The organism is Pseudoalteromonas galatheae (assembly GCF_005886105.2).
Classification (GTDB): Bacteria; Pseudomonadota; Gammaproteobacteria; order Enterobacterales; family Alteromonadaceae; genus Pseudoalteromonas; species Pseudoalteromonas galatheae.
The window spans coordinates 3,996,588-4,023,364 of record NZ_PNCO02000001.1 but is presented as its reverse complement, the minus strand read 5'-3'; the positions used below and the strand labels follow the sequence as shown (position 1 = coordinate 4,023,364).

The window sequence follows — 26,777 nt, the reverse complement described above, 5'->3', positions numbered from 1 at the left end:
TCAGTGTAGGGAATAAAATGCGCCAAAACACTTATCCTTTGGTGTAAAAACTGGTGGACAAGCTGGCATTCACAAAATCCTCGTCTATGCTGATGTTATCATGGGAGAATTTATCACGCATTCAGGCACTATCAGCAACGATTTTGTGGACCGGAGCCACCAGCTAGGACACTTGCTATATTGGCATAAACAAGGCAGAAATAGCATCCAAGTGCGACAAGAGAAATCGTTAAGATGGCTTCTGATAAACAACACATTACAATCCGTTGTGGAGTTAAACCACCCGGAGCACTTGTTATTTCCTCATTTAAAAACATTCGCGAGTCGCTGGCAGCAAGTCACCCCGCCAACCAGCGTACTGGAGCTGGGTCTTGGCGCAGGTGCAATCCGTGATTACCTCAATGCCACTTATCCAAATTGTCACATAACCACTGTAGATAACAACCCAGATGTGATCCATTGTTACAAACGCTATTTTGGTGGCGACCCTTTGTGCGATGTTAATTGTGTTGATGTATTTAAAGCGTTGCAACAAGGCAAACGCTACGATTGGATTGTGCTCGATTTATTTAGCGAACTTGAGCCTCCAATCTTCTTGTTTCAGCATCAGTTTTATCGCCTGCTCAGAGCTGCTATTAATGATGGGGGCCGACTGTATATCAACTTTTTAACTGAGCATGAGTCGCAGCTCAAGCAACTTCAACACTTACTAATTACCAACTTTGGTAAAAAGCCCTTTATCGAAAAGGTGCCGGACTACGCCAATATGATTATCGAAGTTAAACGCTAGCATTTGTTGGTCTTAAGCTTTTAGTCAAATCACTACTCAACATTAAAATTAAAAGTCACAGGGCCGTCATTGAGTAAACTCACCTTCATATCCGCGGCAAATTGTCCCGTCGCGACTTTCAACCCTGCTGCCTTGGCTTGAGCCACAAAGTATTCGTAGAGTGTATTCGCTTGCTCAGGTGTTCCTGCGCTCGAAAAGCTTGGCCTCATGCCTTTTTTGGTGTCTGCCGCCAAGGTGAATTGCGATACAACTAATAATTCGCCTTCAATGTCTTTTAAACTTAAATTCATTTTCCCCTTGTCGTCGGTAAAAATACGGTAGTTACTTACCTTATGCAGCAACTTATCCGCCGTTTGCTCGGTATCCGACTTTTCAACGCCTAAAAGTAACAATATCCCCTGACGGATTTGGCCTACAATCTCACCTTCTACTTCTACCTTTGCTTCGCTGACTCTTTGAATTAATCCTTGCACTACCTACCTCTTGTGACTTCTAATGATGCTGAATTTTGCACAGCAATAGATCAGCCGCTCGCCTTATTGCTTCTGCGTAAATGGGGTTAGCACTACAATGCCCAACCCCATTCAAAATCAGTAACTGCGCCTTAATGCTTTGTGCTAACTGATAAACCGGTGCGTATCGACACATTAAATCATGCCGACTGTGAATAAACCAGATAGGTAAGTGATTGAGCTGATGTGCATCTGCTGTAATTTGTTGTGTTTTGATAAAGCACTGATGACTAAAAAAATGCACCATATGCTGTGCTTTACTGAGCTGTTTGTCTGCTTTGCAGAGCCTAATACCTTGTGTATCGCTATCTGTTGTGATCAGGTTATCCCACTCACACCAGCGCTGTGCTGCTTTTCTTTTGAGTAACTCATCCTCGCCAAAGAGTGCCGAATGATAATGGTCTAGTAAGGATTCCACAGTTTGTGCACCTTGTGCAAAGGCAAGATACTGCTCTGGATAAATTTGTGCGGGGGCACCTTGGCTACCATAAAGCCAATGAAGATCCGCCTCATTGCCCAAAAAACTCGACCACAACACCATCCCCAAGACATTTTCACGATGTTGCTCAGCATAAAGAAGTGCCAGCATGGCACCGAAAGATTCTCCGACGAGTACAACCTTTTGCAGTCCTAAATGCGCACGAATGGTATGAATATCTTTCAGCAGGTTCGCGGTATTTATATTGCTAAAATCAGTCGGCGTTGAGTTACCACAGCCTCGCTGACTAAACAGTATGATACGGTATTTTTGCGGATTGAAGTAACCAAGCACATTACGAGAATGGCCCTGACCTGGGCCACCATGCAGCATGATAAGCGGTGTGCCATCACTGCAGCCATATTCCTCTATGCCCAATTGATGCCCTTCACCCACCGCGAGATGAAAGCGACGCAATGCATCGCCATGTCGATACAATAAGCTCATAATTCCACCTAAAGGGTCTTAAGCTAACCGTTATTGGTAAAAGCTAAAGTCCCTGCGCGTCTGGTGGGTCAAACTCCGAGCTTGCATCTAATCCTGCGGCTTCCATATCTTGGGTTAAGCACACGGTAAACTCCGCACCTAACAACACCACTATCCAAGATAAATATACCCAAACAAAAAGAATAGGAACTGTCGCGAGCGCGCCATAGATAACTTCGTATGAGGGAAAATGGCTGATGTATAATGCAAAGCCTTTTTTCGTTAGCTCAAATAACAAAGCTGCAAACAAAGCACCCGGAACCGCGGCTCGAAATGACACACTGGTATTTGGTACTAAAGTATAGAGCATAATGAAGCCAACCATAGAAATTAAATAAGGCAACATCTTAATCAGTGCACCACTAAATCCCGGGATCCCTTGATCGGCAAATGTCACTAAAGAAACGATATAAGATGTCATACCAATACTCGCGCCTAATAGCACAGGACCAAGCGTGAGCACCATCCAGTAAATCGCAAACGAAATCATCAATGGGCGCTTTTGCTTCACTCGCCAAATTCGGTTGAGTGTGGTGTCAACATTGCGAATAAGTAACAAAGCCACAACGGCCAAAAAGCTCACCCCCACAGCTGTCATCTTATTCGCATTGCCAGTAAACGCACTAATGTGCTCTTTAATGGTGTCCGTAGATGTTGGCACAAAGTTATTAAACACAAAGTTTTCAATAGCAAAACGCGTATCTTCAAATCCAGGAAACGCCGAAAAAATTGCCACACCCACCGCAACTAAGGGGACTAACGAAAGTAGTGTGACATACGCTAAATAGCCCGCGTTGACCGTGATCTGGTCCTCAATACAACGCTTACTATAGCGGCGCCACCAGCTAGGCTGAGAATGTAAGAATCGCAGTGCTACGACCTTCATTTCGGTTATTCTTTGCATCATAATCAAGTTAATATTCATGGATCACTTTACATATCATAACAATCCCCGCCATAATTTATAACGCTAAATAGTAATATATAACGACGGTCACGTGGCCACTTACTAATTATTGACCTTCTAGAGCCCGGGAGTGCAAATGAAGAAACTCACCTTAAGCGCAGTGTTACTTTTACTCGTTACTGGCTGCCAGAGTGCCTATTACGCCACTATGGAAAAGTTTGGTGTGCATAAACGCGAGATATTGGTTGATCGTGTCGAAGAAACAAAGGAGTCCCAAGAGGAATCACAAAAAGAGTTTCAATCGGCGTTGGAAAGACTCACCACGTTAATTAACTTTGATGGTGGTGAATTACAAGAAGCCTATAACCTGCTTAACGATGACTACCAGTCATCCCTTGCCGCTGCAGCTGAAGTAAGTAGCAATATAGACAAAGTGGAAGACGTAGCCAATGCGCTATTTGACGAGTGGCAAGATGAACTTGAGCAATATTCAAGTGCAAACCTAAAACGCGAGAGTGCTAAGCAATTAAGCCAAACACAGCGCCAATTTGAACGCTTACTTCGCTCAATGCGCAGCAGTGAAGCCAAAATGCAGCCCGTGCTCGACTCGCTACAAGATAATGTGCTGTATCTTAAACATAACCTAAATGCACAAGCGGTAAGCGCTATTAAAGGTGAGTTTACGGGGTTAAAGCGTGATATTAGCGCCCTAATCGCTGATATGAACCGCTCTATTGAAGATTCGAACAAGTTTATTGCTGAGATGAATGCACGTAGCGCGTGAGTATCTTAGTCATTAACAGTTAATAAATAAGACTAAATAGTATCATCCAAAAAGCATACCTCACTGCTATAGTGATTTGCACTTATAAGAATACGATTACAGGCCATGCTAATCAAAAGATTAGTATGGCCCTCGGGTTTAACAGTCTATATTGGCCCACGTCGCAGTTTAATGAGGTGTAGGACTCCCCATTAGTAATTGCCATGCAGCAGCCATATAAGTTTGATATTCAAGGGTTGGTGCTGGCTGCTCAACACCTTTATCACCCTGTTTGGGGTTAACCTGATAGCTATAAAACTGCTCACCATCACCTTGTTTCCAAACTCGCTCCGTATCTCGAATTGTTTTATAACCAAAAACATTTTCTGGAGCTTCAGAACCAACAAGTGAATAGCCAAAACTAGAAAACGATGTGTTGGACCTTGCTATCAAGTCCATAATCGTTGCTGTGATATCCATATGTGAAGCAATTGTTCGGTTACTCAATTTAGGTGAAACCCCTTGCCCCAGTATAAGGATTGGGACATGGGTGAGTTCGTACAAGTTAGGCTTAGCATGAAAATAGCGGCGGCTGTAGTGATCTCCAGTAATGATAAATAGCGCGTCAGGGTATTTGCGTTGCATATTATCCACAAACTGTCCCATCATTTGATCTGAATACCATAAGTGTCCAAGAGTGTTAGCTGATAACACTTCATCACCCATCCGCTGAAACTGAACTGGGTAGTCACCGTTTTTCCAAGGGTAATCGCTAGCTGACAAATCTAAATTAAATGGGCCATGGTAGCTAGTCGTCATAATCAAATTAAAGCTATTTTCTGGCACTGACTGGCTAACGAGATCAAATAATTGCCCATCATCAACCCCCCATACACCAGCGCTCCCCTTGCCTCCAGCATTTGCAGCAGAATAGACGTGATCGACGCCATGTCTACTCATAAACTCACCTACCGTTTGCCAAGACAATAAGCCACCATAAAAAAATTGTGATGTATAACCTTGATCCTCCATCAAATGGATTAGCGAGTATGTTTGAGCCTTACTCGTGAGACGGCTCATGTTAATACCACTAAATGGAATCCCTGTAACTAGACTGGACAATGAGTTCATTGTACTAGAAGCAGCAGGCAACGCTTGTTCAACATAAATCCCCTTTGCTTTTAGTCGATGAAAATTTTCTGTTAGCGCTAAATCCCTATATTTATCCTGCAGAGGCCAAGAATCAAAGCTTTCCATTACAATGTAAAAAATGCGCGAAGGTTTTTGAATTAAGGGCCCCATACTACGGGTTTCATTATTTAGCAGCGCATCATCGATCTCATGCTTATCGGCCAAATAAGGATTAGTACTTAACGTGGTGAGCTGATTTAATTCACCATAGTCTTGTATCGCGTAAAAGAAACTACGGAACGGGTTAATAACTAAGTTGTTTACAAATGGATCTGTAGTGACGGCCGACCACTTTCTTGATGCAGGACGAGAGTCAAATGAGCCTCTAGCGGCGCAAACAAACATAACGAACACCAATATCGAAATAATTGCTTGCTTGATTCTGCTCTTCGGACAAATGTTTATCAGTAAGCGATAACTTCTCTTATCCACAAAACGAGTCCATACGACTACGCAAGATAGCAGTATACCTATGCTCAACAAACTCCCCCAGGGCTTATACTGCTGAATGGCCGTGCTCAGTATAGCCTGCTGATCATCATATAACCCTTCCAGCATAAAATAATTGTATTGAGTTCCATACTCGCTGATATAAGTTATCCCGCAGATTCCTAATAATACAAAAACACTCAGATAAATTAGCCCTATCATATTGCGTACTCGTCTAACCCAATTATCTAATCGCAAAGGTTGTAGGAAACAATTCAGCAAAAAAGGAATAGCGAGACAAACTCCAGCAGCGGAGGAGTCAAATTTAAAACCAGTGGCTAAGGCATCAAATATTTGCTTAGCCGTGATATTTAACGAAATGTTCTCGCTGAAATGAAATAGATAAAATAGCCTAAATGACATAAGTAGAAATACCCCACTCAGCCATAATAAAAGTATCTTCCAACTCTCAGTAATAAAAAGGTACCACCGCCCCACCTTTGGTGCGCTAAAAGAAGCTTGCATTGAATGTCCTTTGCAAATTGTAATAAACAATTGTACCAATTTCAGGTTTATATGGGAGGCTTTATAGGTAAGTGTTTACTATTTTTTACAATTTTATGACTACGATGAGAAGCTATAGCAGGGGAAGGATAATTAAGGGAAAAATAGGACTTTTAGATAACTGAGAAGGTATGTTGATTACAAGCCACTTTGTGGAAGCGGCGCAGAATAACAAATGTAGCGCAGCTCGCGTTAAAGCCAGCTGCGTGCATAGCATGGAAGCTTAGCTTTAGTTCAACCCTAGCTAAACGCCATCTCCGGTACGTCATCTGGGCAGATCAATATACCAGCTGTTTTTGCTTGAATTTCCGCGACGCTAACACCTGGAGCTCGCTCAAGTAAATGAAACGCGCCACCTTTGACTTCAAGCAGCGCAAGATCGGTTACTATCTTATTGATACAGTTTACGCCGGTGAGCGGTAAACTACAGTGCTGTAGCAGCTTGGACTCACCTTGTTTATTCGCATGCGTCATAGTGCAAATTATATTTTTAGCCCCAGCGACCAGGTCCATCGCGCCACCCATGCCCTTGATAAGCTTACCTGGGATCATCCAGCTGGCGAGATTACCTTGTTGATCCACTTCAAAAGCGCCAAGCACTGTCAGGTCCACATGACCGCCACGGATCATTGCAAAGCTTTCTGCAGAACTAAAAATGGCAGCTCCCGTGCGGGCCGTAACGGTTTCCTTACCCGCATTGATCATATCCGCATCCACTTCCTGCTCGGTTGGATAAGCCCCCATTCCTAATAAGCCGTTTTCCGATTGCAGTATAACATCCATGCCCTGTGGTACATAATTGGCCACCAGCGTGGGGATCCCAATACCAAGATTGACATAAAACCCATCTCTTAATTCCTGTGCCACTCGCATGGCCATTTGCTCTCTGGTTAATGCCATTATGCCTGCTCCTTCACGGTACGTTTTTCGATGCGTTTTTCGAACTGTCCTAAAATCACTCTATCGATATAAATTCCAGGAGTATGAATTTGGCTCGGTTCGATTTCGCCGGGCTCTACAATTTCTTCCACTTCAACAACGGTAATTTTTCCAGCTGTTGCAGCCATTGGATTAAAGTTCATGGCGGTGTGGCGATAAACACAATTGCCAAAACGGTCTGCTTTCCACGCTTTTACAATAGCAAAGTCTCCCGTAATACTCGGCTCTAAAATATATTCTCTGTCACCAAACGTTTTTACCTCTTTACCCTCAGCGACGGGTGTACCAACGCCTGTCACGGTATAAAAAGCGGGGATCCCGGCTCCACCTGCGCGCATTTTTTCTGCAAGTGTCCCTTGCGGGGTTAATTCAACTTCCAATACACCGCTCAATAACTGCTGCTCAAACAAGGCGTTTTCTCCCACGTAGGAAGCCACCATTTTGCGGATCTGCTTGTCCTCAAGCAAAACCCCTAAACCAAACCCGTCTACTCCGCAGTTATTAGAAACCACGGTTAAGTCCTTTGTGCCCATGTGGCGTATTTGGTTTATCAAACCTTCAGGGATCCCGCACAAACCAAAGCCCCCTGCAATCACGGTCATGCCATCACACAGTCCTGCCATTGCTTCGTCGTAGCTTACGACTACCTTATCAAAACCAGCCATCATTCCTCCTATTGCACTGTCCAGCCGCCGTCAAGCACAATGGCTTGGCCAGTAATGTTGCGTGACTCATTTGCGAGTAAAAAATTAACAGCGTGGGCAATCTCATCCAACCCTATAAACGCCTTTTTCGGCATTGGTGCCAACATGATATTGTTTATCACTTCATCTTCGCTGATCCCATGCTGTTTCGCTTGCGCGGTAATTTGCTGTTCTACCAATGGGGTTTTTACATAAGCGGGGCAAATGGTGTTCACAGTGATATCGCAGTCTGCGGTTTCCAGCGCCAATACTTTACCAAATCCCATCAACCCATGTTTTGCAGCGACATAAGCAGACTTATACTTAGAAGCGACTAAAGCATGGATAGAACCAATATTGACGATACGGCCAAAGCCTCCTCTGCGCATATGCGGCAATACTGCCTTACACAACATGGCTGGGCCTGTTAGCATCACGTCTTGCAGCAATTGCCATTTATCTTCTGGATAATGCTCCAGTGCTTCAACATGTTGCACACCTGCGTTATTGATAAGCACATCAATGTTATCGTGCTGACGGACAAAGTCAGCGATGTCTTGCTTATTAGCGATATTGAGCGCAAACGCTTGTGCATTTCCTCCGTCACTGACGATAGACTCAGCCACCGTCTGTGCTTGCGCTAAGTTCAAATCTACAAGCAATAAACTGTAACCTTGTTTGCTCAAGGCCATCGCGATATAGCGACCAATGCCACTTGCAGCCCCTGTGATCAACGCCGTCTTCATCGTCACTCCTTGATTATTTTGCTAAGAACTGAGCAATAGTGTCAGCCTGTGATTGAATTGAAAAAATACCGTCTAAATGCCCCCAAACGCCTTCTATCTCTGTAATTTGCACGTCTTTATTTTTGGCTTTAAGGGTTTCTGCTAACTTACGAATGGGCTCAGGCCTTAATAACAAGTCATTGCTTGCAGGCATCAATAAAACCTTTGCTGTGATTTTATCGATAGCACTATCAAAATTACCTTGCATGCCTGCGGTGTATAGTTGCGAGGCGCGGACTAAATACAAGATAGAATTCGCGTCTTGCGTTTCGGCCCTTGCTCGTGCGCGCGTGGCTAGCGTTTGGCTGAGTTTAGGAAGCTGACGAATATCTTGCTTTGCTTTGGGATCAAGCACAATAAAGTCTGGAAAACTGGCGTTATAAATAGCGGGGTGCATCGCGTCTTGAGTGATATTAAGCATCGTGGCCGTGAGTCCAGCAAGTGGCCTTTCCCCGTCGTAGTAGTCCCCGCCCTGCCAATTTGGATCAAGGCGGATGGGTAAAGCCCATTTCTCTAACGCCGCAACGGTCCAAGCATCCATCTTTGCCGCGCCAATCACATGAATTAAACGTGACACTTTTTCGGGGTAGCGCACCGACCATTCTAACGCTTGGAAAGATCCCATAGACGCGCCCATCACCGCATGTAGTTTGTCGATACCTAAGCTATCCAATAGTTGCTTTTGTACTTCAACAAAATCACCGATGGTCACCACGGGAAAATCCAAGCCATAAGGTTTGCCCGTCTTTGGATTAATGGATGCAGGGCCCGTTGTGATCACATCTTTATTATGCCAATTTGCGTTGACCAAAGTATCTGAACTTATCACGAAGTATTTGTTAGTATCTATCGCTTTGCCCGGGCCGATAATGGCATCCCAGTAACCTGCCAATACGTCAGACTCTCGATACTTACCCGCAGCGTGAGATGTGCCTGAAAAGAAATGCGTGATCAAAATTGCATTGCTTTTGTCGGCATTTAATTTGCCATAGCTTTCCCAGCCGACCTTAACGTCAGGAATGCTGACTCCAGACTCTGTAGTAAAATGCGCGAGTGTAAATGCCCGCTTTTCAACCAGCATAGATTTGTTTGTCTCACTGCTATAGACGATATGGCTGGCAACGAACAAAAGTAACAGGAAAATCCGCTTCATTGCTGTATCTCTCCGTTAAAATAAGATGAATAGGGTTAATGCGAGGGCAACGCCCACCAGCGGCACGACCGCAGTCAACGCAGCCATGGACCAGTATGCTCGTTGATGTGTTTCTTTACAGATGGCGCGAATGGTTGTGACCACATAACCGTTGTGCGGTAAGGTATCCAAAGCGCCTGAGCTAATAGCGACAACACGATGTAATTGTTCTGGATTGACACCCGCATCAATGTAGTGCGGTGCCACTAAAGGTAACGCAATAGCTTGCCCACCGGATGCAGAGCCGGTTAAACCGGCTATCACACTTACCGCCACAGCGGCGCCAAGTAGCTCATTACCCGGCATTTGTGTCATCAACTCGACCGCTAATTGAAATGCCTCGGTGTTTTTTGCTACCGCACCAAAACCCACTACCGCACTGGTATTACCGATAGCAACTAGCGCACCTGTTGTACCCAAGTTAATCGCGGCCCCCATATTGTGAAAATACTTAAAATTAATCGCAACAATACTGAGTACACCGCCAAGTAGAGCTACAATAAGTGCACTTTGCTGCAGCACATCATGAAGTGTAAAAGATAAAATCAACACCACGATTAGAGGCAGTACGCCAGTGATTGGATGAGGATAGTTACGTTCATGGATTTCAGGGTCGTCTTCTTTCGCCTCAAAGTGCTCACCATTTGCCACCGCTTTGGCTATCATCTTTTTCAACCACCAATAGCCAGTAATAGCCATAAACGTGGCAACCACTAGACTGACTTCCCAAGCTGCATAAGGCGACGTGCCTAAATATTTTATTGGGATCCAGTTTTGGATTTCAGGAGAGCCTGCCGAAGTCATGGTAAAGGTGACTGAGCCGAAAGCCAGAGTTGCGGGAATAAAGCGCCTTGGTAAATTGGCATCTTTAAATAAGCTAAGCGCCATAGGATAGACAGAGAAAGCAACAATAAAAACACTGACGCCGCCATACGTTAGTACCGCACAGGCAATCACCACCGCTAATACCGCATGTTTCATACCTAACTTGTCGACAATATAGCGTGCGACGCTGTCGGCAGCACCACTGTCTTCCATGAACTTACCGAACAAAGAGCCAAGCAAGAACATGAAAAACCAAGCACTCAAAAAGCCAGCAAAGCCATCCATATAAAGTGTAAGAAAGCTGCTTTCTACAGCTTCTGTGGGAAATAGCGCAACGCCACTCGTTAATGCGACCAATAAAGCGCAAAGTGGAGCTGCGATAAACAAGTTTACGCCACGGAGAGTTAGCCAAATAAGCAGGCCAAGTCCTCCTGCCAGTCCAAGCATACTGAGCATAAGGGCTTCCTTTTATTGTTATTAATGCCCGTTATAAGTTGATGTGTTGGGCATGCTGTTGATGAATATCAGTGTGGCGTGCAGGCGCAATAAAAACCATAGTACTAAGGTTATAGAAGCTCTACACCCCGTGTTAATCCTAGCGTATCAAGGTATTAGTACTAAGGTACTAATAGAAAAACTTTACAACTCCCCTATGCTTTGGTGTGACAACAAGCACCCAAAATGACAATAATAGGGACCACAGGATGAACATTTACCAACCTAGATATTCAGCTATCGCGTTGGCTATTACACTCGCAACTCAAGTCAACCCAGCGGCAGCAGAACAAGCAACACAATCAGAAGGCAAGCTAGAACGCATTGAAGTCACGGCGCGTAAGACGGTAGAAAACCTTCAAACCGTTCCAGTTGCAGTGACTTCTATCGGTGAAACCGATCTACTCGAAAATGGCATCTCGGTACTCTCTGAAGTCCAGCAGTTTTCACCCAATACCACGCTTCAAGCTAGCCGAGGCACTAACTCTACCCTCACAGCCTTTATTCGTGGTGTCGGGCAACAAGACCCATTATGGGGTTATGAACCCGGTGTCGGCATTTACGTCGATGACATTTATTTGGCAAGGCCGCAAGGGGCTGTACTCGACCTCCTTGATGTACAACAGATTGAAGTATTACGAGGACCGCAAGGAACGCTATATGGCAAAAACACCATTGGTGGCGCTATAAAATATGTCACTAAGGAAATGTCTGGCGATGCGACTTTTAACGTGGAAGGGACTGTTGGTAGTTATAATCAACGCGATCTTAAGATCACAGGTCAATTGCCGCTCGTGGAAGACACACTCTACTTAGGTTATGGCTTTGCTACTTTAAATCGAGATGGTTTTGGCGAGTTCAAGGTTTCAACGCTACCCGGCCAAGATAAGGAAAACTACAATAAAGAAATTCAAGCTGCACGGTTAACCTTGGAATATCGTCCAAGCGACGACTTGTTCTTCCGTTTAGCATGGGATAAAACCGACGATGACTCTAACTCTAAAGGGGGTTATCGCTTGTTGCCGAGCTTACTGACTGACGCTCCCGTGCCTGACAGCGTATTTGATTCTTACACCAGTATGCCAACGTGGAATAAAGTCGAACTTGAGGGATATAGTTTGACCGCTCGCTGGGACTTTTCTGACGCCACCACAATAAAATACATCGGCGCTAGCCGAGATAGTTATTCCCCGACCAATATCGACTTTGATAATACGCCATTGCGGATCTTTGATGTACCCGCCATTTATGATGATGAACAAACCACGCATGAGATACAGCTAAGCCATGCAGGTAACGGCTACAAATTTGTCTCAGGTCTATATTATTACGATGGCGAGTCATGCGGCCAATTCCAAGCAATTTTGGAGGTATTAGGACAAAGCTTGGGCGCTCCCGGTCTTACGCGAGAAGTGAGTGGTTGTAACAACTCAAATAGTAAAGCCGCGTATATTCAAGGCACCATTGATTTAGCAGAGCAGTGGTCGCTCACATTGGGCGCTCGTTACACTAAAGACAGCAAAGAAGCACAAGTCAGTAATGGTTTGGTCTTTGATGTCGTGTATCCCGAATCAAATTGGATCCCAGGTTATACACGCCCTGCCGGTGAGCTCGTACCGTCAGTGCTTGATGATGAAGAAGATTGGTCACGGTTTACGCCAAGAGTGGGAGTGGAATATCAATACAACCGCGATATCATGTTCTTTGCCAGCTATGCTCAAGGATTTAAATCCGGCACCTTCAACCCCAGAGCTAGCACCGCAGAGCCTGCTGCAGACCCTGAAATCGTAGATTCATTCGAAATCGGTATGAAAAGCGAATGGAACGACAATCTAAGAGCCAATATCACGCTATTCACATTAGATCACAAAGACCGCCAATATATTTCCGTATTGCCCGGTGCAACTTCTGCCGATCTAAACCAACGACTTGGCAACATCGGTAAGTCTACAGCAAATGGTATTGAAGCCGAGCTGAGCTATGTCGCCACAGAGGCGCTGAGTTTTGACGCCGCGATAGGATATATCGACAGCGACTTTGAAGAGGTACTCGATACTAACCCAGACACGGGTGCGACATTTGATAAATCAGACCGCTTTAGTATTTCTAACACCCCTGATTTAACTTTTAACCTTGGGGCGACATATAAACTCTACAGCGATATTGGCGATTGGGTATTCAATGCCAGCTACTACCATCGTGGTGATTATGTCTTATTTGAGGAAGATAGCCTACTGACGCAGGATAGCTATGGTTTAGTCAATCTGAGTATTAATTGGTATAGCACAGATGGCAATTGGCGTGTTGGTCTTCATGGGAAAAACCTGACCGATGAAGAATATATGATAGGAGGCTATCAGTTCGTGACACCAGATCCGAGCGATCCGAGTAATGTGAGTAAATATACGCCGGGGCTTGGTGGTGATAATACTTTGATAGGCTACTTTGGCGACCCAAGAACCGTTTCGCTTACCGTAGGTTATCGTTTTTAGCATCGAAAGCGAGGCTGCAAGGAAGCCTCGCTATCTCAATCACTTGATGTAGTTTTGGAAATACCCTATAACAACGGATACTAGGAGTTAGTTAAGGATGTCTCAGGTGCAAGCAATCATCGCTGATGATCACCCATTATTTCGCAGCGCTCTCAAACAAGCCGCTGCACAAGCGATTGGTCATGATCCTATCAAAGAAGCCAGTACCTTAGACAGCTTATTCGAGATGTTGCTCGCGCATCCTGAAACAGAGCTAGTATTTTTGGACTTATCTATTCCAGGCGCGAAAGGTCTCGAAGGTCTTGCCCGGTTAAGAAATCAGTATCCAGACATACTAGTGATCATGGTTTCAGCCAACGAATCGGCAGCCATTATTAGTCAATGTGTTGCCCTCGGGGCAAGCGCTTATATTCCCAAGTCTTCCTCACTAGAAGTGATTAGTGATGCTATCAAGCTCGTTATTGAAGGAGAAACTTGGTTGCCTGAAATCGTGGATATCGCGCCAGAAAGTGACAGCGAACAAGCGCAATTTGCACGTAATTTAGAAAAGCTAACACCGCAGCAATATCGCGTGTTAACGATGATTGCCGACGGCCTTTTGAATAAGCAGATTGCATATGCAATGTCGATTCAAGAGACCACCATCAAACAGCATGTTTCAGCAATTTTAAAAAAGCTCAATGTGTATAACCGCACCCAAGCTGGGATCCTCTTTAATCAGCTGGCTACGGATGTACACCTCGACGATGAAGCGAGTGCTTAACTAAATTAATCGTTTAATCATGCGCTTTAGGGCTGGTATTTTAAGCGGTTTATAAAGTAATGGGATCCCGGCATCACTTACTTGCTCGCGAATAGCCTCGTCGTGGTTAGCTGTGTTGATAATGATTGGCATATTGTCCAGCGCAAGCGCCGTAATTACCTCAAGTCCGGTGACACCATGATCAAGCTGATAATCCGCGATCAACATATCAGCCCGACTCGTTGCTTGCAGTGCACTAAGCGCTGCTTCATCTCGCGCTACGGCCACCTTACACCCCCAACTTAGCAATACTTGTGATAGTGCATCCAGTGCGTTGGCATCATTATCGAGTAGCCAAATAGACAGACCCGATAATTGCGAATCACCGCTGAGCTTGTCAGCGGTTACTTCAGCCTTTTTATCCGTCTGCCCCCCAAGGCTTGGCAATGTTAAGGTAAATTGTGTGCCTTTATTAAGTTGTGAGCCGAGGGTGATGGGAATTTCCAACACTTCGCATATTCGTTTGCTGATAGCAAGCCCGAGTCCTAACCCCTGCGCTAGCTCTTTACTATGGAGCTGTTTGAACTCTTGAAATATGGCGTCCTGATCTTGCTTTGCAATGCCCACGCCAGTGTCTTCAACAATGATAGAAACACTCTCCCCCTGACATTCAGCGATAAGCCTTACCGTACCAGACTCAGTGTAACGGATAGCGTTACTCAGTAAGTTTCCTAATACCCTTTTTAGCAGTGCTTTATCAGTGTAGAGCATGACATCGCAAACCCGCACCGCAAACGCTAACCCTTTGTCTTTCGCAACCGCCCCATATTCGTTTTCCAATGGTTCCAACAGTGACGACAACGCAAAGCGCGAGCGATTAACCTTAAACGCTCCAGCCTCTAACTTTGTTAGCTCAAGAATGCTCGACAAAAGCTCTTCAGCACTAGCCAATGAGCTTTTGATGCTTTGCGAAAGCTCAGCTAGTTCAGTCCCTTGGGCCTTTTCACTCATTAATGAGCAAAACAGGCTAGCTGCATTGAATGGCTGTAACAGGTCATGACTTGCTGCGGCGAAAAAACGGGTCTTACTCTCCGTTGCATGTTCCGCTTGGCGTTTCGCAGAAGATAAAGCACGGTTAGCGTCTATCAAGTCTTTGGTCCTCGCCGCGACCGTTTCTTCTAGATTTACATTAGCTTGCTCTAGTAAGGATTGTTGTTTTACAAACTCGGTGATATCCGTATAGGTCGTTACAAATCCACCTCCAGGCAGTGGGTTACCTTGCATTTCAAACACTCGGCCATCGTGATGCTCGCGGCGGTAGCGATACGCATTGCCTCGTCGTAAATGTGATAGACGCTTCTCTACTTGCTGCTCGACATCAGCATCACCAAATAGTCCACGCTGCGCATTGTAACGAATAAGCTCAGCCACAGGACGCCCAATAAACAGCGCATTGTCTGGATAATTAAACATTTCTGCGTAGCGCTGGTTCCAAGCAACCAATTGCAGTTGACTATCCACTACACTTATCCCCTGACTGACGTTTTCTATCGTCGACTGTAGTAAATCGCGATTAAAACGTAGCACCTGTGACGCTTCATCGACAAATTCTGCAACTTGCTCTAAAGGTTGGCGTTTTTCATCTTTGGCGACATCTAAAATCAGTTTCGCAGATGCCCCGCCAACGAGAGTCGACATCTCCCGCTCGATCATATTTTCAACTTGCAATGGCGCTGGCAACTTCCAGTTTGCAGGCTCTTTAGGGAAATGAAGCTCTACAAGCTGCTGCGCACGCGCTTGTTCGCTAAAGCGCTGCAGTAATGTTGCCAAGTCTTGGTAACTCAATACCGTGTTAGCGGACTGTGCAGATTTGGACGGCATTACAAATTTATTGCTTTGTAATCGCTCAGCAAGACGTGCAGATGAAATAAACGGCACCAGCAAATAAACCAGCAGATTTGCACTTAAAGAGATCAAGACGGACTGGCTCGTACTATCTAATCCCAGACCCAAAAAGTCTAAAGGTGCTAACCATGTGATATTCATGGGTCCCGCGCTCAGCCAGTGACTTTCGAAGTTAAAGCCACTGATCAAGCTCGGTAATAACAGCGTGTAAAACCAAATAGCAAAACCCGTCACAATCCCCAATTGCGCGCCTAAACATGAAGCCCCTCGCCACCATAAACCAACCACCATTGCAGGCGCAAACTGCGCAACCAAGGCAAATGACATGAGTCCCATATTGGCCAACGTGTTGCCCTCAGCAAGCACTCGATGACTGGCGTAACTCAATAATAAAATGCCAACAATAACCACCCGTCGAGCATTGAGCAGATTAAACTTAGATAAGCCCCGATGGCTTGAATTTAACTGCGAGCGGCGCAACAAAAATTGATTGATAAAGTCGTTGGTGATCATAATAGATAGCACGATGGCTGAAACTATCACCATGCTCGTCGCCGCAGAAAACCCTCCCAGAAAGGCTGTCAAAGCAACTAGAGGCGCATCAGAACCCAGTGGTAAGGCGAGCACAAACGTATCGTAGCCAACATCTTGACCATTAAAATACACCAGTCCGGCGTAGGCGATTGGCAAAATAAACAAATTAATTAGCAACAAATAAACGGGAAATAACCAGCGTGCGGTCTTAAATTGGTTTTGTTCATCATATTCAATAAAAGAGGTATGAAACTGCCTCGGCAAACAAAGCGTTGCCAATACCCCTAAGAGAACATGGACTAAATAAACATAGGTTGGGCTAGCAGTTGCCTCTATTTGCTTGGTAATTCCCTGCTGATCCGCCTGGCTAAATAAGTGAGTGGGCGATTCAAAGAGTACAAAACAGACGTAGACACCAACGGCAATAAACGCCAGCAACTTAACTAATGACTCAAAGGCGATTGCAGTCATCAACCCTGGGTTATGCTCACTCGGTCTCAGCCTACGCGTGCCAAATAAAATTGCGAATAGAGCTAACAGTAAGGTGATATAAAAAGTACTATCCTGCCAAAACGCGACACTCACCCGCTGGGTGTCACTTGTTAGCATACCGATACTGGCGCTGGTAGCATTGAGCTGAAGAGCAATATAGGGCACGACCGCAATAACAGAGATCAGAGAAATGAGTCCAGACAAACTAGAAGAATTACCATAACGCGTGGCAATAAAGTCCGCCATGGAAGTGAGCTGCTGCTGGCGGCATATTTCAGCAATTCGTGTGTAGACTTGCCAACCAAATATAAACAGTAAAATCGTGCCAACATAAGTTGGGGCAAGCCACCAGCCATTATTTGCAGCTTGCGCGGTAGTACCAAAAAACGCCCAAGAGGTGCAATATACCCCAAGTGACAAGGCATAAGTAACTTGCTTGGCATGATAAGACCGAAATTTTGTACTCGCCCTATCTGCGCCCCATGCAATGGTAAATAAAAGCGCTAAATACAGCAGCGCAATAAGACTTATCAGCCCGATAGAAAACATAACTGTGATGATTTTTTATTGTTTGCTCTAGCATAGCGGCTGTACTGTAAAAAGACAGCACACTTTAGTGCTATCCCCCAATGCTTAGTATCATCACTTATAACCTAAAACTGCTCACCGACTTATCTAGTGCGCGGGACAACGACAACAGCGATAACGCTTCCTCTGACGCCCGCTCCGCTCCCGTTGCAGTCTCTTGCGCGGTTTCACTAATTTCGGTCACACTTTGCGAAATTTGCTGTGTAACCGTGTTTTGCTCCTCAGAAGCACTGGCAATTTGTAGATTCATATCTTTAATCGTACTCACAGATGAAGAAATCGCTTGTAACACTTCATCCGTTTTCGCTGACTTGTCCGCTGTATCTTTCGCGTCTTTCACGTTTTCTCGCATCATACCAACGGAGCGCTTCGCTTCATTTTGCAACTTAGAGATCATCTCTTGAATTTCGTCCGTACTCTTTTGGGTGCGACTCGCAAGACTTCTCACTTCATCGGCCACTACTGCAAAACCTCGCCCTTGTTCACCAGCCCTTGCAGCTTCAATTGCTGCGTTGAGCGCCAACAGATTAGTTTGCTCCGCGATACCCCTGATAACATCCAAAATAGAACCAACCGATTCTGTTTCTTGTTCAAGATTCTCAATGGTTTTGCTAACATTTTCTATTTTACCAACTAGACCTTCCATTGCTTGCTGTGTTGCAACGACAACTTGAACACCTGAATTAGATTGAGAATCCGCATCGGTCGCAGCATCCGCTGCGAGTTGAGCACTTTGGGTTATTTCAGCAATCGTAGCAGCCATTTCATTCATCGAAACAGCACTATGACTGAGTTGCTCCATTTGGTTGTCCGCCCCTTGTTTGGACTGGGCAGTGATAGCACTAAGTGTTTCCGACGAGGAAGATAATGCATGCGTGGAGCTTTGAATTTCTGCAATGATGACTTTGAGTTTGTCAGCCATATTGCGCATCGCCAAATAAATACCACTGACCGACTCTCCCCTGTCAAATTGAATAGTAAGGTCTCCACTGGCAATCCTTGATGCCACTTCTGCAATTTCTTTTGGCTCTCCGCCAATCGGAGTTTTAATTAAACGCGTAATATACCAGCTTAAAAAACAGCCTAGCAGGATCACAATACATGCAACAACAATAATAGAATTCACTGTGTTTTCACTTTGTGCTTGAGCAACTGGCCCCAGTTTGTCTTGCTTGTTTTTAATCGACTCTTTAATACGCCCTAAATAGTCCGCAATACTTTGACCATTTTTGTTAAGTGAGCCAGCTATTAACTGGTTCCTCTCAGTGATAATTCGCTGAACTTCGTTTACCCCCTGAGAGTAACGCTCACCCAGTGATCCTGTACTTGCAAGCAGACGTTTGGATACGTCGTCGGTAAACTCTGACTTAGATTGGTTTAGTAAATCCTTCTCTTGCTTAAGTTCTTTCATTGCTCTTTCATAGTCTTCAGGTAGGTTACTCACTAAGAATTTACTGACAAATAATCGCCCTAATAACAGCTTTTCTTGCATATGAGCCGCAATATCCAACCCTTTAAAATCATTGCGTTCGACACTTAAATCCATCAGCTGAGTAACATTTTTGCGCATTTGAGGACCTATTTGATCCAGTGTATTGTTAACCACTGAATCTCTGCGACGGTAAAGCGTTAGGATTTGTTTAAAGTTAGCTTCATATTCAGTTAAAGCCTCCTCACTTTTCTCTACTAGCGAGACTAATTCAGGTGTAGTTAGGACCTCTCTAGCTTCAAGGAAGTCTTTATGTAATTGCTCAGTTTTTTGTTCAAATTGGCGTACATCTTCTTGAGACTGTTGTTTGAGAAAATTTAAGACATTGACTCTGGTTGACAACAAGTTTGCCTCCAAACTACTTGCAAGATTACTTGCCCTAGCTAAACTCCGATATTCGACAAAATTACTAAAACCACCGCTCAACCCGACATAAGCCACTCCAGAGAGCATTATCATTAGAGCGATCATGATTCCAAATGAAACCGATAATTGCTGACCTAACTTTAACTTTGTAAGCATATAACAACCCTAAACATCGTATTCACGGATAGACTAGTAGCAACTCGAGCAGACGCTACTTGTATTTAATACAATAATCATTGACGTGAATCATCATTTAGTAAAGGTATGTACCGATTAAAAAACAACTTAGGGGAACGCCGATATATCGCACTTATCGCATTTAAAAGGAGCAGTAATTTGTTGATGGTTAATATTAGTTAGAGCGGGATAGCGTATGTTACACGACAAAAATTCGTTATGACCGAGAGAATGCTATTATTTATTCTCTTTAAAACACAAAAGTCTAATTTCGTTAAAAACTAAAATTAAGCTTTCTTAGGACGTTCAATCACGTCAACTAGCGTCCAAGATTTTTTCTTATACCAATTTGCTTAATTAAGAGATCTATTTTGAGGCAAAAATTTTGCTAGTTAGTTGTTCTAAATAAAAAGTTTTTACGCAGTTAGCGCCTGACTTATTCCCTCAAATTGAATAAGTATCAAGGCAAATTGTTATTAAAGATTAGCGCACATTCGCGAATAGCCACGACGTCACCTGTGAGTAGCAGTGTTGTTTTCATCATGTGTGTGCAACCTATTTGTACACTTGACGCTTGCTTTTCTAATGGAAGGTAACGCAGCTCTATTATGTTCAATAACAACAGTGATTGACTTATCCACTTTATCCGCTAACAACACTACATCGTACAGCACAGGTCTAACCACTCACCGTAGCCAGCCTTCTGGCAACTTTTACACAAACTATAAATAAACACGACTCAACTCAGGCAGCTAAGTAGTCGAGTCTCCATGAAATAATTTCCTTTTCAGTATTTTAGCGTTGACTTTCCAACCCGTTCGAAGTTGATGATATACACCCTGGGTACGCCAGGCTCTATATGGCTCGATATGTGTCTCTATGTAATTCCAAGCTTTCGGACAAATATTGAATGCCTGAAGTTGCTCTAGGTTCACATCACCAAAACCCTTGAATGCATTAATCTTGTTCTCAATATGAATCACAGACATCCACATTGGTTTTTTTCGTACAGTCTTCACTTGCTTAATTTCCGACCAATAACCATGGCGCTCATTACACCAAATCGTTTTATACTCTTTACTTGTCTCAATTAGACTTAAAAATGGATTATGCACGTGCGCATGTTTGGCAAATCTCACTTTTGGGGCTACTTGAAGTGTAAAGCCATCAATAAAATCTACAGCCAAAAAGCTCTGTTGATCAAACTGTGCCTGTACTTCCTTTATATAGTCCTGATGTAAACAGTCATCATTATCCAGACGTGAAGTAATCAAATATGGCTGGGTTAATCGTGCATTTAACTCTCGTTGTATTGCTGGTAAAAAATCCTCCATTCCATCAGCATAAATAGGTATGAATGCTCGGAACTCAGAAGCTAAACGATCTATGGTTTCGCGAAACTCAGGAGCAGTCGATACGTCAAAGAAGACGAGCCAATTAAAATTTTGCTCCGTTTGTGCTTTCACTGAAGAGAAACAATAGTGTTCAAATAGCTCTAACCGATTTCTCATCCACTCATCGGTTAGGACTTGTGTTTTAGATTTCGTTTCTAGCCAATCTTTCTTACGCAAATTAAAACGGGTTAGTACAAAGTGTTGGAACATGTATAAACTCTGGAAATTGGAGAATATATCTGTAACTAAAAAGCATACAAAACCAGAATATAGAAAATACTCCGCGAAAATTGTCAGATAGATCCACTAACTAAATAAGATGTGAATTGCTATTGATTGCTGGTTAAGGCTAACTAAAAAGATCGCCTAAGTATCCTTCTTCACACCAGATAAACGGACATAGAAACTAACACCAAACACCCTAAGTTTCAACCATACTAAGCCGCAAAACATATCGCTCAAAAATATACGTCGTGCTTGGTAATTGTTAATATCGCAAAGGTAACGCTATCTTCTTTAGCTAATGTCTGACGCTCATTTATCCCCTTAATGCTTTTTATAAAGAGTACCGTAGATAGGGTGGTTAATCTGACGCTCGATAGCTATTTATAAAAATTATCCAGAAACGCAAAAGCCCCAGCTAATGCCGGGGCTTTATAAAAGTCTAATTTAGTTAAAAACTAAAATTAAGCTTTCTTAGGACGTTCAATCACGTCAACTAGCGTCCAAGATTTTTTCTTAGAGATTGGCGCACATTCGCGAATAGTCACGACGTCACCTGTGAGTAGCTGTGTTGTTTTCATCGTGTGCGTGCAACTTAGTTGTACGCTTGATGCTTTCTTTCTATAAAGAGTACCGTAGATAGGGTGGTTATACCAATTACACTAAGTCTCCAATCAATTTGAAGGGTGAAATACCATATTAGCGTCGTTAAAAATTTCTCATTTAGAACAACTAAATAGCAAAATTTTTGCCTAGCTACTAAAGCTATTTCTCCGCTTCAAATTGCTCATTTACCTAATACAATTGGTATTAATCTGACGCTCGATAGCTATTTATAAAAATTATCCAGAAACGCAAAAGCCCCAGCTAATGCCGGGGCTTTATAAAAGTCTAATTTAGTTAAAAACTAAAATTAAGCTTTCTTAGGACGTTCAATCACGTCAACTAGCGTCCAAGATTTTTTCTTAGAGATTGGCGCACATTCGCGAATAGTCACGACGTCACCTGTGAGTAGCTGTGTTGTTTTCATCGTGTGCGTGCAACTTAGTTGTACGCTTGATGCTTTCTTTCTATAAAGAGTACCGTAGATAGGGTGGTTATACCAATTACACTAAGTCTCCAATCAATTTGAAGGGTGAAATACCATATTAGCGTCGTTAAAAATTTCTCATTTAGAACAACTAAATAGCAAAATTTTTGCCTAGCTACTAAAGCTATTTCTCCGCTTCAAATTGCTCATTTACCTAATACAATTGGTATTAATCTGACGCTCGATAGCTATTTATAAAAATTATCCAGAAACGCAAAAGCCCCAGCTAATGCCGGGGCTTTATAAAAGTCTAATTTAGTTAAAAACTAAAATTAAGCTTTCTTAGGACGTTCAATCACGTCAACTAGCGTCCAAGATTTTTTCTTAGAGATTGGCGCACATTCGCGAATAGTCACGACGTCACCTGCTAGTGCTGTGTTGTTTTCATCGTGTGCGTGCAACTTAGTTGTACGCTTGATGAACTTACCGTAGATCGGGTGTTTAACCTGACGCTCGATAGCAACAACGATTGACTTGTCCATTTTGTCGCTAATTACACGACCTTGTACAGTACGGATCTTATCGCTCATTATGCACCTGCCTTCTGGTTGATAACCGTTTTCACACGCGCAATATTGCGACGTACTTTCTTAAGCTCGTGAGTTTGAGCTAGCTGACCAGTGCTCGCTTGCATGCGCAGGTTGAACTGCTCACGAAGAAGCTCTAGAAGTTCAGCATTTAGCTCTTCTACGCTTTTGTCTTTAAGTTCGCTAGCTTTCATTACATTACCGTCCGAGTTACAAATGTTGTTTTGAAAGGTAATTTACGAGCAGCTAGGTCGAATGCTTCACGAGCAAGCTCTTCTGAAACACCTTCCATCTCGTAAAGTACTTTACCAGGCTGAATTTCAGCAACCCAGTATTCAACAGAACCTTTACCTTTACCCATACGAACTTCAAGCGGTTTCTCTGTAATTGGCTTATCTGGGAATACACGGATCCAGATTTTACCTTGACGCTTGACGTGACGTGTCATAGCACGACGAGCTGCTTCGATTTGACGAGCAGTCATACGGCCACGGCCAGTCGCTTTCAAGCCGAAAGAACCGAAGCTAACTTTGTTACCGCTGGTAGCCAGACCACGGTTGCGGCCTTTGTGTACCTTACGGAATTTTGTACGTTTTGGCTGTAACATTAGTCGCTACCTCTTACTTAGCACTTTTTTTAGCTTTCTTCGGCGCACGTTTAGCTGGCTTCTCTTGCTCTTGAACTAGTGGAAGACCACCAATTACTTCGCCTTTGAAGATCCAAACCTTAACACCGATGATACCGTAAGTGGTCAAAGCTTCTGAAGTTGCGTAGTCGATATCAGCACGTAGAGTGTGTAGAGGTACACGACCTTCACGGTACCACTCAGAACGTGCGATTTCAGCACCGCCTAGACGGCCGCTTACTTCAACTTTGATACCCTTAGCACCTAGACGCATTGCGTTCTGTACTGCGCGCTTCATAGCACGACGGAACATAACACGACGCTCTAGCTGAGAAGAAATACCGTCAGCAACTAATTGTGCATCTAGCTCTGGCTTGCGTACTTCTGCGATGTTGATTTGCGCAGGTACACCAGCAAGCTTAGTTACAGCTTGGCGAAGCTTTTCAACATCTTCACCTTTTTTACCGATAACAACACCAGGACGAGCTGTGTGAATTGTTACACGGATTGATTTAGCTGGACGCTCGATAACGATCTTAGCTACAGAAGCACTTTTCAATTCCTTAGTAAGGTATTGACGTACTTTGTGATCGCCAAAAAGCTGTTCAGAGAAATCTTTTGTATTCGCGTACCAAGTAGATACCCAAGGCTTTGAGATACCTAGGCGAATACCAGTAGGATGAACTTTTTGTCCCATTACTTATATCTCCTAGCTATCCGATACCACAACAGTGATGTGGCTTGTACGCTTAAGGATGCGGTCTGCGCGTCCTTTAGCACGTGGCATAATACGTTTCATTGTAGGACCTTCGTCTACAAATACTTTAGCCACTTTAAGCTCATCAATGTCAGCACCTTCGTTGTGCTCCGCGTTCGCGATAGCAGACTCAAGTACTTTCTTAACTAATACAGCCGCTTTCTTCGGGCTGTACGCCAGGATTTCTAGCGCGCGATCAACCGGAAGTCCACGGATCTGATCTGCCACTAGACGTGCTTTCTGCGCCGAACCAGAGGCGAATTTGTGTTTAGCTAATGCTTCCATCATACCCTCCGATTAACGCTTCTTAGCTTTCTTATCCGCAGCGTGACCGCGGTAAGTACGTGTAGGTGCAAATTCACCTAGTTTGTGACCGATCATTTCGTCTGTGATGAACACAGGAACGTGCTGACGACCATTATGGACAGCGATGGTCAATCCGATCATGTTAGGTATGATCATTGAACGACGGCTCCAAGTTTTAATTGGCTTCTTGTCACCGCTTTCCAACGCTTTCTCTACCTTCTTCAGCAAGTGTAGGTCAATAAATGGACCTTTCTTGAGAGAACGTGGCATGGCAATTCCTCAACTATTATTTAGTACGACGACGTACGATAAACTTATCAGTACGCTTGTTCTTACGAGTCTTGTAACCTTTAGTAGGTACGCCCCATGGAGATACAGGGTGACGACCACCAGAAGTACGACCTTCACCACCACCGTGTGGGTGGTCAATCGGGTTCATGGCAACACCACGAACTGTAGGACGGATACCACGCCAACGATTTGCACCAGCTTTACCTAGTGAACGTAGCATGTGTTCTGCGTTACCTACTTCGCCAAGAGTCGCACGACAATCAGACTCAACCTTACGAACTTCGCCAGAGCGAAGACGTAGTGTTACGTATTGACCTTCACGAGCAAGGATCTGTACGTAAGCACCAGCAGAACGTGCAATTTGCGCACCTTTGCCAGGTTTAAGTTCAACGTTGTGTACAGTAGAACCTACAGGGATGTTACGCATAGGTAGTGTGTTACCAACCTTGATTGGTGCATCAACACCAGATTGGATTGCATCACCTGCTTTAAGACCCTTAGGTGCAATAATGTAACGACGCTCACCGTCTGCATATAATACAAGAGCGATGTTTGCGCTACGGTTTGGATCGTACTCTAGACGCTCAACTTTAGCTGGAATGCCATCTTTTGTGCGTGTAAAGTCGATTACACGGTAGTGTTGCTTATGACCACCACCGATGTGACGAACCGTGATACGACCGTTGTTGTTACGACCGCCTGATTTAGAGTTTTTCTCTAGTAGCGGAGCGTAAGGCTTACCCTTGTGTAGATCAGGGTTAACCACTTTAACGACGTGACGACGACCCGCAGAAGTTGGTTTACACTTTTGAAGTGCCATAATTCTAACTCCCCTTATTACTCGGCGCCGCCGACAAAGTCTAGCTCGCTACCTTCTTTAAGAGTAACGTATGCTTTTTTCCAATCGCTACGACGGCCAAAACGCATACCAGTACGCTTTGTCTTACCCTTAACATTTAGAGTGCGAACACCAGTTACTTCTACTTCGAAAAGCTTTTCAATAGCAGCTTTAATTTCTGCTTTGTTTGCATCTTTAGCTACTTTGAAAACGATAGTGTTGTTTTCTTCAGCAGATACAGTGCTCTTCTCAGAGATGTGTGGAGCAAGGATTACTTTTAAAAGACGTTCTTCACGGATCATGCTAGCGCCTCCTCAAGTTGCTTAACAGCAGCAGCAGTAATCAGAACCTTATCGAAAGCGATTAGGCTTACTGGGTCGATGCCAGCTACGTCACGCGTGTCAACCTTGTACAGGTTACGTGCAGAAAGGAATAGATTCTCATCTACTTCTTCAGTCACGATTAGTACGTCTTTAAGCTCAAGTTCTTTAAGCTTAGCTACTAGTTCTTTAGTCTTTGGTGCTTCTAGACCAAAGTTTTCAACAACTACTAGACGATCTTGACGAACAAGCTCAGAAAGAATGCTCTTGATCGCACCGCGATACATCTTACGGTTAACTTTTTGGCTGTGATCTTGCGGCTTAGCTGCAAAGCTCACACCACCGCTGCGCCAGATTGGGCTGCGGATTGTACCAGCACGTGCACGGCCAGTACCTTTTTGGCGGAATGGTTTCTTACCACCACCGCGTACTTCAGAACGTGTCAGTTGAGCTTTAGTACCTTGACGAGCACCTGCTGCATAAGCAACAACTACTTGGTGTACTAATGCTTCGTTAAACTCACGTCCAAAAGTAGCTTCGGAAACTTCAAGCGCGCCAGCGCCTTTAATTGCTAATTCCATCA

The 26,777-nt window shown here is 44.1% G+C and carries 25 protein-coding genes and 2 pseudogenes; 4 read left to right on the top strand and 23 right to left on the bottom strand.

The genetic code is table 11. The features are described from left to right. The first annotated feature begins 100 nt into the window (after window positions 1–100). Window positions 101–790, top strand: a complete 690-nt coding sequence (locus CWC29_RS17940; RefSeq protein WP_128725876.1) for a spermidine synthase — start codon at window positions 101–103, stop codon at window positions 788–790. A 32-nt stretch (window positions 791–822) separates the two neighbouring features. Here the strand turns inward: CWC29_RS17940 and dtd are convergent, their stop codons facing one another. From dtd to CWC29_RS17925, 3 genes are read right to left on the bottom strand one after another with little or no spacing between them, the layout of a single operon-like run. After that, entirely contained in the window at window positions 823–1,263 is a 441-nt protein-coding gene (gene dtd / locus CWC29_RS17935) for a D-aminoacyl-tRNA deacylase (RefSeq protein ID WP_138522996.1), read from the bottom strand. A gap of 19 nt (window positions 1,264–1,282) precedes the next feature. Beyond that, window positions 1,283–2,227: an alpha/beta fold hydrolase gene (locus CWC29_RS17930; protein WP_138522994.1), complete on the bottom strand. Its 945-nt coding sequence runs from the start codon at window positions 2,225–2,227 to the stop codon at window positions 1,283–1,285. A gap of 43 nt (window positions 2,228–2,270) precedes the next feature. Next, window positions 2,271–3,173 carry a virulence factor BrkB family protein gene (locus CWC29_RS17925; RefSeq protein ID WP_442793313.1) on the bottom strand — a complete coding sequence of 301 codons (903 nt, stop codon included), beginning with the start codon at window positions 3,171–3,173 and terminating at the stop codon, window positions 2,271–2,273. A 136-nt stretch (window positions 3,174–3,309) separates the two neighbouring features. On the opposite strand from CWC29_RS17925, the gene CWC29_RS17920 reads away from it, so the two are divergent. Beyond that, window positions 3,310–3,957, top strand: a complete 648-nt coding sequence (locus CWC29_RS17920) for a DUF2959 domain-containing protein (protein WP_095728998.1) — start codon at window positions 3,310–3,312, stop codon at window positions 3,955–3,957. A 168-nt stretch (window positions 3,958–4,125) separates the two neighbouring features. On the opposite strand, the gene CWC29_RS17915 is transcribed toward CWC29_RS17920, so the two are convergent. The 6 genes from CWC29_RS17915 to CWC29_RS17890 form a co-directional block, all read right to left on the bottom strand. Beyond that, the gene (locus tag CWC29_RS17915; protein WP_235956606.1) at window positions 4,126–5,472 is read right to left on the bottom strand and encodes an LTA synthase family protein; all 1,347 of its coding nucleotides are present in this window, start codon (window positions 5,470–5,472) and stop codon (window positions 4,126–4,128) included. A gap of 888 nt (window positions 5,473–6,360) precedes the next feature. After that, complete coding sequence (locus tag CWC29_RS17910; protein ID WP_128725880.1) at window positions 6,361–7,020, bottom strand: 3-oxoacid CoA-transferase subunit B; 660 nt, start codon at window positions 7,018–7,020, stop codon at window positions 6,361–6,363. Further along, the gene (locus CWC29_RS17905) at window positions 7,020–7,724 is read right to left on the bottom strand and encodes a CoA transferase subunit A (RefSeq protein ID WP_138522992.1); all 705 of its coding nucleotides are present in this window, start codon (window positions 7,722–7,724) and stop codon (window positions 7,020–7,022) included. Before CWC29_RS17905 ends, CWC29_RS17910 begins: the two co-directional genes overlap by 1 nt. An 8-nt stretch (window positions 7,725–7,732) precedes the next feature. Beyond that, window positions 7,733–8,488 (bottom strand): 3-hydroxybutyrate dehydrogenase, encoded by a 756-nt coding sequence (locus tag CWC29_RS17900; protein WP_039494664.1) that lies wholly within the window; start codon window positions 8,486–8,488, stop codon window positions 7,733–7,735. A 13-nt stretch (window positions 8,489–8,501) separates the two neighbouring features. Further along, a complete protein-coding gene (locus CWC29_RS17895; protein WP_128725882.1) occupies window positions 8,502–9,680 on the bottom strand; it encodes an E22 family MetX-like putative esterase in 1,179 nt (392 codons plus the stop codon). Window positions 9,681–9,695: 15 nt separating this feature from the next. After that, window positions 9,696–11,000, bottom strand: coding sequence for a GntP family permease (locus CWC29_RS17890; RefSeq protein ID WP_128725883.1), 1,305 nt, complete (start codon window positions 10,998–11,000; stop codon window positions 9,696–9,698). A gap of 248 nt (window positions 11,001–11,248) precedes the next feature. Here CWC29_RS17890 and CWC29_RS17885 point away from each other — a divergent pair, with 248 nt between their 5' ends. Beyond that, window positions 11,249–13,531 (top strand): TonB-dependent receptor, encoded by a 2,283-nt coding sequence (locus CWC29_RS17885; protein ID WP_128725884.1) that lies wholly within the window; start codon window positions 11,249–11,251, stop codon window positions 13,529–13,531. A 97-nt stretch (window positions 13,532–13,628) separates the two neighbouring features. Then, window positions 13,629–14,294 (top strand): response regulator, encoded by a 666-nt coding sequence (locus CWC29_RS17880; protein ID WP_128725885.1) that lies wholly within the window; start codon window positions 13,629–13,631, stop codon window positions 14,292–14,294. Here the strand turns inward: CWC29_RS17880 and CWC29_RS17875 are convergent, their stop codons facing one another. From CWC29_RS17875 to rplD, 14 genes and pseudogenes are all read right to left on the bottom strand, one after another. Further along, complete coding sequence (locus tag CWC29_RS17875) at window positions 14,295–17,753, bottom strand: PAS domain-containing hybrid sensor histidine kinase/response regulator (RefSeq protein ID WP_128725886.1); 3,459 nt, start codon at window positions 17,751–17,753, stop codon at window positions 14,295–14,297. Window positions 17,754–17,850: 97 nt separating this feature from the next. Then, window positions 17,851–19,803 carry a HAMP domain-containing methyl-accepting chemotaxis protein gene (locus CWC29_RS17870; protein ID WP_128725887.1) on the bottom strand — a complete coding sequence of 651 codons (1,953 nt, stop codon included), beginning with the start codon at window positions 19,801–19,803 and terminating at the stop codon, window positions 17,851–17,853. A 773-nt stretch (window positions 19,804–20,576) separates the two neighbouring features. After that, entirely contained in the window at window positions 20,577–21,428 is an 852-nt protein-coding gene (locus CWC29_RS17860; protein ID WP_128725888.1) for a glycosyltransferase, read from the bottom strand. Window positions 21,429–21,904: 476 nt separating this feature from the next. After that, window positions 21,905–22,052: pseudogene (locus CWC29_RS17855) on the bottom strand (small ribosomal subunit protein uS17); the annotation flags it as partial. Between the two features lie 301 nt (window positions 22,053–22,353). Next, window positions 22,354–22,501 (bottom strand): annotated as a pseudogene (locus CWC29_RS17850) (small ribosomal subunit protein uS17); the annotation flags it as partial. A gap of 301 nt (window positions 22,502–22,802) precedes the next feature. Then, window positions 22,803–23,060: a 30S ribosomal protein S17 gene (gene rpsQ, locus CWC29_RS17845; protein ID WP_010607740.1), complete on the bottom strand. Its 258-nt coding sequence runs from the start codon at window positions 23,058–23,060 to the stop codon at window positions 22,803–22,805. Beyond that, complete coding sequence (rpmC, locus tag CWC29_RS17840; protein WP_010376372.1) at window positions 23,060–23,251, bottom strand: 50S ribosomal protein L29; 192 nt, start codon at window positions 23,249–23,251, stop codon at window positions 23,060–23,062. The genes rpsQ and rpmC overlap by 1 nt, the downstream gene beginning before the upstream one ends. Next, on the bottom strand, window positions 23,251–23,664 hold the full coding sequence (rplP, locus tag CWC29_RS17835) for a 50S ribosomal protein L16 (protein ID WP_010376373.1): 414 nt from the start codon (window positions 23,662–23,664) through the stop codon (window positions 23,251–23,253). The genes rpmC and rplP overlap by 1 nt, the downstream gene beginning before the upstream one ends. A 13-nt stretch (window positions 23,665–23,677) precedes the next feature. Then, window positions 23,678–24,379, bottom strand: coding sequence for a 30S ribosomal protein S3 (gene rpsC / locus CWC29_RS17830; protein WP_010376374.1), 702 nt, complete (start codon window positions 24,377–24,379; stop codon window positions 23,678–23,680). A 12-nt stretch (window positions 24,380–24,391) separates the two neighbouring features. Then, entirely contained in the window at window positions 24,392–24,724 is a 333-nt protein-coding gene (gene rplV / locus CWC29_RS17825) for a 50S ribosomal protein L22 (protein ID WP_010376375.1), read from the bottom strand. Between the two features lie 12 nt (window positions 24,725–24,736). After that, window positions 24,737–25,015 carry a 30S ribosomal protein S19 gene (gene rpsS / locus CWC29_RS17820; RefSeq protein ID WP_010376377.1) on the bottom strand — a complete coding sequence of 93 codons (279 nt, stop codon included), beginning with the start codon at window positions 25,013–25,015 and terminating at the stop codon, window positions 24,737–24,739. A 16-nt stretch (window positions 25,016–25,031) separates the two neighbouring features. Then, window positions 25,032–25,856, bottom strand: coding sequence for a 50S ribosomal protein L2 (rplB, locus tag CWC29_RS17815; RefSeq protein WP_010607737.1), 825 nt, complete (start codon window positions 25,854–25,856; stop codon window positions 25,032–25,034). Window positions 25,857–25,873: 17 nt separating this feature from the next. Continuing rightward, the gene (gene rplW / locus CWC29_RS17810) at window positions 25,874–26,176 is read right to left on the bottom strand and encodes a 50S ribosomal protein L23 (RefSeq protein WP_095728987.1); all 303 of its coding nucleotides are present in this window, start codon (window positions 26,174–26,176) and stop codon (window positions 25,874–25,876) included. Beyond that, window positions 26,173–26,775: a 50S ribosomal protein L4 gene (gene rplD, locus CWC29_RS17805; RefSeq protein ID WP_088529602.1), complete on the bottom strand. Its 603-nt coding sequence runs from the start codon at window positions 26,773–26,775 to the stop codon at window positions 26,173–26,175. The genes rplW and rplD overlap by 4 nt, the downstream gene beginning before the upstream one ends. Window positions 26,776–26,777 lie beyond the last annotated feature (2 nt).